The organism is Nonomuraea sediminis, from assembly GCF_018531495.1.
Lineage (GTDB): Bacteria > Actinomycetota > Actinomycetes > Streptosporangiales > Streptosporangiaceae > Nonomuraea > Nonomuraea sediminis.
Map to the genome: position 1 here is coordinate 128,603 of NZ_JAHDTI010000012.1, position 11,144 is coordinate 139,746.

Sequence of the window (11,144 nt, forward strand, 5' to 3'; positions counted from 1 at the left end):
GCTAGCCGGGACCAGCTTGCGTAGTGTGCTGAGCTGTTTGGCGAAGGGTGCGGTGGGCGGTAGCCGCCAGGTCTGGATGAGCTTTTCCGCGGCGTCGAGGTGGGCGACCTCCTCGCAGCCGGCGACCTGGAACTCGAGCTGGCCCCATTTGAGCTGGGTGTCGATGAGGATGCCGGTGCGCTGGACCGGCGCGTTCTCCCGGGCGAAGTCGGGCCTGGCGGTGAAGACGTCCAGGGCGCTGCATCTGGGCGCGCCCTTCGGGATACCGCTGGAGGCCGAAGAGGATCACGGCGCGCTGCCTGACCGCCGCGGTGTACTCCTGGACGTTCCTGGCGTTCTCCTCGGCGTGCGCGGTCATCCGCAGCGCCTGGTGGTCTCGCCCGACTGCCACAGTTCCTGGGACACGGCGTAGAACTCCACGGAGGTGACCAGGCGGGCGATCGTCTCGGCCAGGTCGGCGGCCTGGCGCGCGAGCATGCCCCTGTCGGTGTTCAGGCTGCTCGCCATGTTGGCGTAGTAGTCGACGGATTCGGTGCCCGTGGCCTTGGCACTGTCGCGTACGGTGGCCAGCACCTCGCGCTGGATCGCGGTGAGCCGCTGCACCAGCGTGGTGAGCTGGCCTGGTCGTCGGCCTGCGACAGGTCCAGGCGCGACAGCACGGAGAACACGGCCGACACCGCGAGGGCGACCAGCGCGATGATCGTGGCGGGCTCGCGCCACCAGGGCCTGGCTCTGCCGGCGGCCTCCACCTGCAGCGCGTTGATCTCCCGGCCGCGCAACTCGAGCTGTTGCGCCAGTTGCTCGACGTGTGCCTGGAGCGCTCCAAGAGCTCTGGCCTGCCGGAAGTTCTGGGTGGCGGCCGAGTCCTCTGTCCCTGCAGCGGTCACGATCGGATTGACTCATGACTGGATACCACTAACAACCCTTTGACCGAGCTTGTAGAGATCTGCGTACAAAGCAGCGGGAATGGGTCGGGGCCGCGCGGGCTGGTGACACGTTCGTTAACGGCACCCCGAGTTGCTGCCGGATGGAGGCACCGGCGGAGCCACAACACCAGACAATCTCCGGACAGCCCAGCGCGCCGCCTGGTTGCGAGGCCGTAACCATCCGGCCTCCCATGACGCTCGCTTCGGCCAGGGCAGGCCCCCGCGCGCGGCCCCTGACCTCGCCGCTGCGGTCATCGACGTAGTCACCACCGCCAGCCGTACGCTCCACTCAAGCTGACCGAGCCCAAGGCGATCTGACCGGAGTAGGGGATAGGTCGCCGTTACCCGGGGCAGTTGCGGGGGTCGATGCTCTGCCCAGCACCGATGACGGTGACCTGGGCAGGGCGTTCCGGCGACGTGGCGGCGGCCGTGCACACGATCTGCTCGACGGCCAGTGTGGACAGTTCGCCGGCCGCAGCGGACAGGGTCACCACCAAGTGGCCGGCCGGCTTGGCGGTCAGCGAGAACGGGCCGGCTTCGCGCGGGACGTCGGTGGTGAAACCGTGCGCCCGTTCCCTCGCGGTGGGTCCGGCTGCCAGCAGCGCGAGCGTGTCCGCTTGGAACACTGGACGATCACTGGGCCGCGTCACCGCGCTGAGCCGGCCGTTCTTCACCAGATAGAGGGTGATCTTCGTGGTTGGTGCGACGCGTCCGCTCGGCGGGGCGCCGGCACGGATGACGTCGCTGGGGCGCACGCCGCAGCCGGCCACGGCGACGAGCGATACGAGGCATGCGGCGAGCATGCGGCGGGCGAGCCCGGTCCTCACTCGGGGCCTCCGTCCGGATCGGGTGCCCGGCGTGGCAGGCGCAGCGTGAACACGGCGCCGCCGTCCGGGGCGTTGGAGACGGTGAGGTCGCCCTGGTGCAGGCGCGCGTTCTCCCTCGCGATGGCCAGGCCCAGGCCGCTGCCCTCGGACCTGGCCCTGGCCGCGCTGGCCTTGTAGAACCGGTCGAACACGTGCGGCAGCACCGCTTCACCTAGCCCCGGTCCGTGGTCGCGGACCTCCAGAGCGATCCAGTGCGCGTCGGCGGAAAGCCGTACCGACACCGGTGGCTCGCCGTGCCGCAGGGCGTTGCCGACCAGGTTCGCGAGGATGACGTCCACTCGGCGGGGGTCCAGCCGTGCCGTCACCGCGCGTGGAAGCTCGGTCTGCACCTGCTCCGACCAGCCCCGGGTACGCAGGGTCGCGCGCACCAGCTCGGCCACGTCGACCTCGTTCAGCGCGAGGGCCGCGACGCCGGAGTCGAACCTGCTGATCTCGATGAGGTCGTTCACCAGTCCGGTGAGATTGATCGTCTCCTGGCTGACCAGCCTGGCGGCCCTGCCGGCGGGCTCGGGCAGCCCGGCCGCCTCCTCATCGAGGACGTCGGCGACCGCGGCCAACGCGGCCAGCGGGGTGCGCAGCTCGTGGGACACGTCGGCCACGAACCGGCGCGCGTCGGCCTCCATCTCGCGGAGCTGCTTGACGTGCCGTTCCAGCTCCGCGGCGGTGTTGTTGAACGTGCGTGCCACGTCGGCCAGCTCATCGGAGCCGCGGACCGCGATCCTGGTTCGCAACTCGCCCTCGCCCAGCAGGCGTGCCGCCCGGCCGAGCTCGCGCACCGGGCCCAGCACGCCACGGGTGGCCAGCAACGCCAGCACGACCGCGAACACCAGGGCGACCCCGCCGATGAGCCAGGCGCGTGCGGCGAGTTCGTCGATGCTGCTCTGTTCGGAACGCAGGCTGCGCGCCGTGTAGACCTCGATGCCGGACACCCGCGTCGGCCGGTTCTGCTCGACGATCAGCAACGGCGTGCCGATGATCAGGTACGGCGCACCCTGCCACACCACGCGTTGCCACGCCATCTCGCCGCCGGCCACCACCTGCCGCAGCTCCGGTGGAATCGCCCCGGCAGTCGGGGGCGGCGCGTCCCCGCCCGGCCCCGAACGCCCCGGAGGGCGCCCCGGCGGGCCGGCCACCGAGTACTCCTCGTGGTAGACGGCGACCACGAAGCTGTACTGGTCGACCACGGTGCGGGCGATCTCCCCGAGCTCATCCGGGCCCGGCGCCGCACTCCGCAACGGGAAGAGCGTCGTCTCCATGCGGTTTTTCATCGCCTGTACCGCGCCATCCTGGGCCCGCTGCAGGATGTCGTTGCGGGCCTGAACGTACATCCCGCCGGACACCGCCGCCGCGGTGACCACACACAGCAGCGCGAACGCGAACAACAGCCGGGCACGCAGCCCCAGGCTCGGCCGAGGTACCACCGGCGGCTCACACCGGCCCGAACCGGTACCCGAACCCACGCACCGTCTGCACGTAGACGGGCGCCGCCGAGTCGTCCTCGATCTTCGCGCGCAACCGCTGCACGCACGCGTCCACGAGACGCGAGTCGCCGAAATACCCGTGCTCCCACACCGACTCCAGCAGCTGCTGGCGGCTGTGCACCCGGCCCGGCGCGGCGGAGAGTTCGAGCAGCAGGCGCAGCTCGGTCGGGGCGAGGCTGACCGGCACGCCGCGGTTGGCGACCACAAGCCCGGCCCGATCGATGGTCAGCTCCCCGTGCCGCTCCAGCTCCGCCTGATCCCGGCCGATCCGCCGGAGCACCGCGCGAATGCGGGCCTCGAGCACCCTGGGCTGCACCGGCTTGACCACGTAGTCGTCGGCGCCCGCCTCCAACCCGGCCACCACGTCTATGTCGTCGCCGCGGGCGGTCAGCATGATGATCGGTACCTCCCAGGCGGCCCGGATGCGGCGGCAGACCTCGAATCCATCCATGCCGGGCAACATCAGATCGAGCACGACGACGTCGGGAAGGTCCGTACGCAGCCGGTCCAGCCCCTGCTCGCCGGACTCCACCGCGCGCACCCGGTACCCATGCCGGGTCAGGGCCAGCTCCAAGCCCTCCCGCACAGCCGGGTCATCCTCGATCAACAACACTCGCGACACGCCGCCGAGTTTCACCGCACGCTCCGTAACTCGCCCGCCGGTCAACCTAATCTACTGTCGGCCTGCGGTGTCCCCTCCTCGTCCGCACCGTGTCATCGTTGTGTCACAGTCGCGCCGACGGTGGCCGCCGTCGATAGACGGTGACATACGGCGGACAACGCGCGCACATTCGGCGCCAATGGTGGTTCGTCATGGACGAACCACGCACCATCCCATCTCGGCCCCGTGACCGGCTGTTCGCCGCGGTCACACTGATGCTGGCCGTGCTCCTGCTGCCCGCGGCGCTCGCCCGCCATCCCGGCCGCGCCCGCGAACTGGCCTGCCGCTGGGCGTTGGGGATGCGATTCCCCGCCGAGGACCTCACCGGGCTCACCGACGGCGCCATGGCGGCGTTCACCGCGGCGCGTACCCAGGCGCTCTGGCGTCACGGCCAGCTCATCGGCCTCACCTCGGGATACCGCGATCCCGTTGTCCAGCAACGGATGTTCGACGAGGAGGTGCGCCGGTCCGGCTCCCCGGCCTCGGCACGCATGCTCGTGCTACCACCGGCGGAATCCAGCCACGTCAAGGGCATCGCGCTGGACGTGCGCCCCCACGAAGGCGCGCGCTGGCTTGAGGAACACGGCGCCCGCTACGACCTCTACCGCATCTACGACAACGAGTGGTGGCACTTCGAGTACCGGCCGGACAGCGGCGGCACGCCACCACGACGACGACCCCACCCCGGCGTCGGCTACTTGAGCGAGATGTAGCCCAGGGAGAACCGAACCGGCAATCCGACCAGTGCGCCCAAGGGCTCGGCCCGGGCGTTCGGAAAGGGGTTAGGGGTATGTCATCAGGGAGTGACAACCTGGAATGGCGCCTGCGAGCAGCGCGCGAGATGGCGTTCGTGGGGCGGGAGGAAGAGCTCGCGGTTTTCAACGCGGCGTTGTACGGCGGCGGCTGCAGCGTTCTGTACGTGCACGGTCCCGGCGGCATCGGGAAGTCGGCTTTGTTGCGGCGGTTCGCGCACGAGGCCGCGATGGCGGAGCGGCCGGTGTCCATGGTGGAGGGGCGCATGTTGGAGCCGGCGGCGTCCGAGCTGGTGTTTCGCGACGCGAACGCGGTGCTGCTGGTCGACAACTTCGAACGCGTTCAGGGCTTGGAGGGATGGCTGCGCGAGCGGTTCCTGCCGCGGGTGCCCATGGGGGCGCTGGTGGTGATCGCGGGGCGAAACCCGCCGGATATGCGGTGGCAGGCGGATCCGGGATGGGCGGGGGCGCTGGCGGTGCTGCCGCTGCGCGACCTGCGGGCCGGAGATGCGAAGGCCCTGATGAACTCCTCCGGGGTGCCGGCCGAGTTGCGCGAGCCGCTGCTGGCCTTCGCCGGTGGCCATCCGCTGGCGCTGCTGCTGGGAGCGGCCGTGGCGGTCAAGGACGGAGGGGGCGGCAGGCGGTGGATGCCGAATCAGGACGTCGTGGCCACGTTGCTGGATCAGCTGGTGGGCGAGTTGCCTTCGGTAGCGCATCGGCATGCTCTGGAGATCTGCGCGCATGCCTACATGACGACGGAGGACCTGCTGCGGGCGGCCTTGCCGGAGGACGCCGGGAGGTTGTTCCGGTGGTTGCGGCGGTTGCCGTTCGTGGAGTCGAGCAGTCTCGGGCTGTTTCCGCATGACGTGGTGCGGGAGCTGCTGGAGGCGGACCTCCGATGGCGGGATCCCGAGGGGTACGCGGTGATGCACGACCGCATTCATGCGCATCTGGCGGAGAGGGTGCGTACGGCGAGCGATGTGGACGTGCCCGGCGCGGTGGCGGCACTGCTCTACCTGCATCGCGGTAACGAGGCGCCGGCCGATTTCCACGGACGCCACGACGAGGGCGAGTTCCATGAGGAGGCGTTGCGGCAGGAGGATGTCGGCACGTTGCTCCGGGTGGCGACCGCAGCGGAGGGTGCGGCGTCCGCGGACTGCGCCGCCTTCTGGGCGGAACGCCGGCCGGAGGCGTTCCGGCTGTATCGACGGACCGAAACCGGCGAGCTCGTGGCTTTCTCCGCGTGGTTGCGGTTGGCGGAACTCGATGAGCAGGAGCTGACGGCCGATCCCATCGTGGCCATGGCGTGGGCGCATGCGCGTGCCACCACGCCGTTGCGCGCCGGTGAACATCTGGCAGTCAGCCGGCTATGGGCGCTGCCGCCGTATCGCGGGAACTCGCCGGTGACGGATTTGATCCAGTGGCGAGTGATCGGCAATTGTTTGCGGGCCGAGCGGATGGCATGGTCATATATCGAGATACGGCATCCGAATCAAGCGTGGGTGGAGCATTACGGGATGCGTGACATCTCCGAGCAGCCACGGCTGGGCGATGACGCGTACGCCCTGTTGGTTCATGACTGGCGCGCGGTGCCGACGCGGGCATGGCTGGAGCGGATGAACCAACTGCTTGGCAGCCCGAGTGCCACGACGGCGAAACTGGCGGTGCTGTCCCAGGCGGAGTTCGCCGAGGCGGTTCGCAAGGCGTTGCGCCAGTTGTCGCGGCTGGACGCGCTCGCCGCTTCCCCGCTGACGCGCACCAGGCTGATCGCCGAGCGGGCCGGGCAGGACCCGGCCACGGCACTGGGTGACCTGCTACGCCAGGCGATCGACGACCTGCGTGAGGATCCGCGCTCGCTCAAGTTCCACCGGGCGCTGTCCGTCACGTTCCTCCGCAGCACGCCCACCCAGGAGCTGGCCGCGGAACGGCTCGGCCTCCCTTTCACCACCTACCGCCGCCATCTGACGGCCGGCATCGAGCGTGTCTGCGCCGACCTGTGGCACCGGGAGTTGTACGGCACCAACGCACCGGCGTACCGATCCACCTGAGCCGCAGGGTGCCCTCGCGGTATGTGGACCTGGGCGAACACCCGCCACGCCCCTGGCCGTCGGCGTGAACGAACGCGACCGAGGGCGTGTCAGCCGGCAAGCGCGAAGCCGGCCGCCGCCTCCGCGTGCAGTCGAGCGCTCGGCAGCACCGGGATGGCGCTGTCCTTCTCACTGATCAGCAGCTCGATCTCCGTGCAGCCGAGGATGACGCCTTCGGCGCCGTCGTCTGCGAAATCATCGATGATCTGGGCGTAGGCGTCCCTGGACGATTCCCGGAGCACGCCGCGCACCAGTTCGTCGAAGATCACGCGATGGACGAGTTCCCGCTGCTCACGCCGTGGGACGACCACGTCGAAGCCGTGGGTGGCCAGCCGATCCCGGTAGAAGGGCTGCTCCATGGTGAAGTGGGTCCCCAGCAGACCGACCTTGCGCATGCCCTTGGCGCGGACCTCGGCGCCCACGGCGTCGGCGATGTGCAGCACGGGCACGCTCACGGCCCGCTCCACGTCGTCGCTCACCCGGCTGAAGGTGTTGCTGCAGATGAGCAGGAGGTCGGCGCCGAGATCCTCCAGTTTCCCGCCGGCACCAGTCAGCAACGTACTCACCTCGTCCCAGCGGTCGGCGAAGATGAGGTCCTCGACGGTCGTGTAGTCCACCGACCAGATGAGGCTGTTGGCGGAATGGCTGCCGCCGAGTCGTTCGCGTATCCGCTGGTTGATGATCTGGTAGTAGATCACCGTCGATTCCCAGCTCAACCCGCCGATGAGACCGATAGTGCGCATGGAACTCCGTTTCGCCAGCTTGTGCCGGCAGGCTAGACGGAGTGCCTGCTCATTCAGCAGACCAAAAGCTGTTCAACCGTGGGGGCCGTCCGTGCTCTGGACCGGCTCGAGCCGGGTCGGTGCCTTGTCCAGGTTGAGCGCGTTTGCGCCAACGGTCAGGCACCGGCCAGGGCACGGGCGCAGGCACCGAGACCGATCTCGCTGGAGGCCTTGACGAACACCACGTCTCCCGATTCGAGAAGCGCGGTGGCCAGGCTGAGGGCTGCGGCCACGTCCTCGACGGTATGGACGGCCACGCCCTGGTTCGAGGACGCCGCCGCCCATGCCATCGCGAGCGGATCCCCTGCTCCGACCGCGATCAGCACGTCGAAGCGGAGGTCGGCGACGAGCCGGCCCATCTCCGCGTGCCGGGCGCGGGAGGCGTCCCCCTGCTGCCCCATCGCGCCGAGCACGGCGACGGTACGACGGGTGCCGGCCAGGGCTTTCACCGCCCGCAGCCCTGCCCGCATGGATTCGGGGTTGGCGTTGTAGGTGTCGTTGACGATGGTGATGCCGTCGGGTCGTTCGACGATCTCCAGCCGGCCTGCTGAGCGTCGCCGTGCGACGTTCAGCCCATCGGCGATCTCGGCGACGCCCAGGCCGAGTGCGGTGGCGACGGCTGCGGCGGCAAGGGCGTTGCTCACCTGGTGCTCACCTACGAGGTCGAGCCCGACCGGGGCGCGGCCGGAGGGCGTCACCAGCTCGAACGCGGTTCGCGCGCGGTCGTCCATCCGCACGTCTTCGGCTCGCACCTGCGCCTCCGCCGACCTGCCGTACAACAGGATCTGGGCCCTGGTACGGCCGGCCATGCCCACGACGTACGGGTCGTCGGCGTTGAGCAGGGCGAACCCGTCCGCCGGAAGTGCCTCGACCAGCTCGCCTTTGGCCGCGGCCACGTCGGCCGGCCCGCCTCCCATCCGCTCCACATGCGCGGTGCCGACATTGAGCACCAGCCCGACCTGAGGCGGTGCGAGCCCGGTCAGATACGTCAGGTCGCCCTTGCGGCCCGCACCCATCTCCAGCACCAGGTATCTCGTGGCGGCATCGGCACGCAGCACGGTGAGCGGCAGCCCGAGTTCGTTGTTGAACGACCTGTCGGTGGCGACCGTCGCCGCGTGCCGTTCGAGCACCTGGGCCAGCAGGTCCTTGGTCGTGGTCTTGCCCACGGAGCCGGTCAGGCCGATCACGGTCGGGCTGGTGTGTTCGAGCAGGTGCCTGGCCAGCAGGCCGATCGCGAGCTGGACGTCCTCGACCACGAGGGCGGGCACGCCGACGGGCCTTGAGGCAAGCACGGCGACGGCGCCGCCCGCGATGGCACCGGCCGCGTAGTCGTGACCGTCGACGCGGGCGCCGACCGTCGCGGCGAACAGGCCGCCAGGCACCACCTCGCGGGAGTCGACCGCCGAGGGCGCCGTCACCAGCGCCCGCGGGTCGCGCACGTCATACATGCTTGCGCCGACGACCTGCGCGATCTTGTTCAGCGTCATGGGGATCATGAGCCGCTCCTGGCGAACGCGAGGTCGATGAGGCGGCGCAGCAGGTCCGGGTACGGGACACCGCTTGCGGCCCAGGCCCTGGCGTAGACGGAACGGGAGGTGAAGCCGGGCATGGTGTTGATCTCCAGCACGTACAGGCGTCCGGTGTCCTCCTCGTAGAGGAAGTCGACACGGGACAGGCCGTAGCCACCGATCGCCCGGAAGGCGCGCAGGGTCAGCTCGCGCACGTCCTCGGCCACCCGTTCTGGCAGTACGGCAGGGATGATGGCGATCTCGGCCTGGCTGAGGTACTTGGCCCCATAGTCCAGCCAGTCGCCGGGCACGATGAGCTCGCCGGGCGTCGAAGCATCCGGAGTGTCATAGCCGCCGAGCACGCCGCAGATGACCTCGCGCGCGGTCACGCCCTGCTCGACGATGACCACCCGGTCGTATGCCAGCGCCAGATCTACGCCCGCGCGCAGCTCCTCCATGGAAGTGACACGTGAGATGCCGATGGAGGAGCCCATGTTGGCCGGTTTGACGTACATCGGCCAGTCGAGCGACTTCACCAGACTCCAGTGGTCCGCGGTGGTGAGCCATTCGTGCTCGGTGAACCACACATGCGGGGTGACGGGAATGCCTTCCGCCAGGAACGTGCGCCGCATCGCGACCTTGTTCATGGCCACGGCAGAGGCCAGGACGCCGCAGCCCACGTACGGGATGCCCAGGGTCTCCAGGTGCCCCTGGACGACGCCGTCCTCGCCGAACGGCCCGTGCAGCACGGGGAAGACCACGTCCGCCAGATCGCGTCGCAGCTCCACCGGCCACCTGCCCTGCCGGTCGATGATGACGGCGACGGGCTCGTACAGATCCCTCGGCAGAGCATCGAGCACAGCCTGCGCCGACTGCAGCGACACCTCATGCTCGGCGGACGGCCCACCCGCCAGCACGGCCACGCGTACGCGTTCGGTCACGATCGATCAGCCTTCCTCAGTGGCATGGAGACAGCACCGCCGGCGGCACGGTGTTCGCCGTCGCAGGGCCAGCCGGCCGAGTGTCGGCTCTTCGGCTGACCAGTTCCCAGGCCATTCGCTGTCCAGTTCCGACCAAAGCGCACCCGCGGTGTGCCGCGACCGGGTGCCGATCGCGCGGCACTCGCGCTGGGCCTCAGCTCTCGTGACCGACGCCCGCCGTGTCATCGAGGAGCTCGTCATCGTCGCGGCCACCACGCTCGGCATCCTGAGCCACCACGATCAACCTCGTCGTCGGGATGGTCACCGGCTGAGCCGACACGAGCCGCATGAGGTCGCTCACCATCGCCGTCCATGAATAATACTATTATTCGAGACTGAGACGAGGGGAGCGAGATGTGAGCGGGCGATTCGCCGGAAAGGTTGCGGTCGTCACCGGTGGCGCGAGGGGGATCGGCGCGGCCATCTCAAGCAGGCTGGCGAAGGAGGACGCCGCGGTCGTCATCGCCGACGTGGTGCCGGCCGACGTACCCGGCGCCATCCATGTGCCGACCGACGTCGCCTCCGAGGAGGCCTGGCAGCGCCTGCGCGAGCTGGTGAACGAGCGGTTCGGCCGTCTGGACGTGCTCGTGAGCAACGCGTTCACGCTGCGCAAGGGACCCGCGGACAAGGTGAGCCTCGCGGACTGGAACGCCCAGCTCGCCGTCAACCTCACCGGCTTCTACCTAGGCTTCCGCACCTTCGTCGGCGAGCTGGAGCAGGCGCGCGGCGCCGTGGTGGCGGTCTCGAGCGTGCACGCCGACTTCGGCGTGCCGGGCCATCCGTCCTACGCCGCGGCCAAGGGCGGACTACTGTCGCTGACCAGGCAACTGGCCGTGGAGTACGGCCCGGCCGTACGCGTCAACGCTGTGCTGCCCGGCCCGATCCTCACCGCGGCCTGGGACGGCATCGACGAGGCGGGCCGCGAGCGCAGCGCCCGCGCGACGGTGGCCGGGCGGCTCGGCACTCCTGACGAGGTCGCCGCCGCGGTGGCGTTCCTGGCCAGCGGCGAGGCCTCATTCATCACCGGTGCCACCCTGACCGTCGACGGTGGCTGGAGCGTCGTGAAGGACTCTGACTGAT

Annotated in this window: 12 protein-coding genes; 4 read left to right on the plus strand and 8 right to left on the minus strand. The window is 69.7% G+C overall.

The window, feature by feature from the left end:
- The first annotated feature begins 163 nt into the window (after positions 1 to 163).
- Complete coding sequence (locus KIK09_RS40500; protein WP_214324801.1) at positions 164 to 412, plus strand: hypothetical protein; 249 nt, start codon at positions 164 to 166, stop codon at positions 410 to 412.
- Here KIK09_RS40500 and KIK09_RS40505 read toward each other — a convergent pair.
- The 4 genes from KIK09_RS40505 to KIK09_RS40520 form a co-directional block, all read right to left on the minus strand.
- Positions 355 to 603, minus strand: coding sequence for a hypothetical protein (locus KIK09_RS40505; protein ID WP_214324802.1), 249 nt, complete (start codon positions 601 to 603; stop codon positions 355 to 357). The two genes, KIK09_RS40500 and KIK09_RS40505, sit on opposite strands and share 58 nt — an antisense overlap.
- Before the next feature lie 664 nt (positions 604 to 1,267).
- On the minus strand, positions 1,268 to 1,753 hold the full coding sequence (locus KIK09_RS40510) for a GerMN domain-containing protein (RefSeq protein ID WP_214324803.1): 486 nt from the start codon (positions 1,751 to 1,753) through the stop codon (positions 1,268 to 1,270).
- Positions 1,750 to 3,234 carry an ATP-binding protein gene (locus KIK09_RS40515; protein ID WP_214324804.1) on the minus strand — a complete coding sequence of 495 codons (1,485 nt, stop codon included), beginning with the start codon at positions 3,232 to 3,234 and terminating at the stop codon, positions 1,750 to 1,752. Before KIK09_RS40515 ends, KIK09_RS40510 begins: the two co-directional genes overlap by 4 nt.
- Before the next feature lie 7 nt (positions 3,235 to 3,241).
- On the minus strand, positions 3,242 to 3,916 hold the full coding sequence (locus KIK09_RS40520; protein ID WP_214324805.1) for a response regulator: 675 nt from the start codon (positions 3,914 to 3,916) through the stop codon (positions 3,242 to 3,244).
- A gap of 191 nt (positions 3,917 to 4,107) precedes the next feature.
- On the opposite strand from KIK09_RS40520, the gene vanY-N reads away from it, so the two are divergent.
- Both vanY-N and KIK09_RS40530 read left to right on the plus strand, forming a co-directional pair.
- Positions 4,108 to 4,668: a D,D-peptidase/D,D-carboxypeptidase VanY-N gene (gene vanY-N / locus KIK09_RS40525; RefSeq protein ID WP_214324806.1), complete on the plus strand. Its 561-nt coding sequence runs from the start codon at positions 4,108 to 4,110 to the stop codon at positions 4,666 to 4,668.
- Between the two features lie 128 nt (positions 4,669 to 4,796).
- Positions 4,797 to 6,755 carry an ATP-binding protein gene (locus KIK09_RS40530; RefSeq protein WP_214324807.1) on the plus strand — a complete coding sequence of 653 codons (1,959 nt, stop codon included), beginning with the start codon at positions 4,797 to 4,799 and terminating at the stop codon, positions 6,753 to 6,755.
- Positions 6,756 to 6,844: 89 nt separating this feature from the next.
- Here KIK09_RS40530 and KIK09_RS40535 read toward each other — a convergent pair whose 3' ends face one another.
- From KIK09_RS40535 to KIK09_RS40550, 4 genes are all read right to left on the minus strand, one after another.
- Positions 6,845 to 7,537, minus strand: coding sequence for an aspartate/glutamate racemase family protein (locus KIK09_RS40535; RefSeq protein WP_214324808.1), 693 nt, complete (start codon positions 7,535 to 7,537; stop codon positions 6,845 to 6,847).
- 155 nt (positions 7,538 to 7,692) lie between these two features.
- Complete coding sequence (locus KIK09_RS40540; RefSeq protein ID WP_214324809.1) at positions 7,693 to 9,072, minus strand: UDP-N-acetylmuramoyl-tripeptide--D-alanyl-D-alanine ligase; 1,380 nt, start codon at positions 9,070 to 9,072, stop codon at positions 7,693 to 7,695.
- Positions 9,069 to 10,025, minus strand: coding sequence for a D-alanine--D-alanine ligase family protein (locus tag KIK09_RS40545; RefSeq protein WP_214324810.1), 957 nt, complete (start codon positions 10,023 to 10,025; stop codon positions 9,069 to 9,071). The genes KIK09_RS40540 and KIK09_RS40545 overlap by 4 nt, the downstream gene beginning before the upstream one ends.
- A 193-nt stretch (positions 10,026 to 10,218) precedes the next feature.
- Positions 10,219 to 10,368: a hypothetical protein gene (locus KIK09_RS40550; RefSeq protein WP_214324811.1), complete on the minus strand. Its 150-nt coding sequence runs from the start codon at positions 10,366 to 10,368 to the stop codon at positions 10,219 to 10,221.
- A 52-nt stretch (positions 10,369 to 10,420) separates the two neighbouring features.
- Here KIK09_RS40550 and KIK09_RS40555 point away from each other — a divergent pair, with 52 nt between their 5' ends.
- Positions 10,421 to 11,143 (plus strand): SDR family NAD(P)-dependent oxidoreductase, encoded by a 723-nt coding sequence (locus tag KIK09_RS40555; protein ID WP_214324812.1) that lies wholly within the window; start codon positions 10,421 to 10,423, stop codon positions 11,141 to 11,143.
- The last annotated feature ends 1 nt before the right edge of the window (position 11,144 follow it).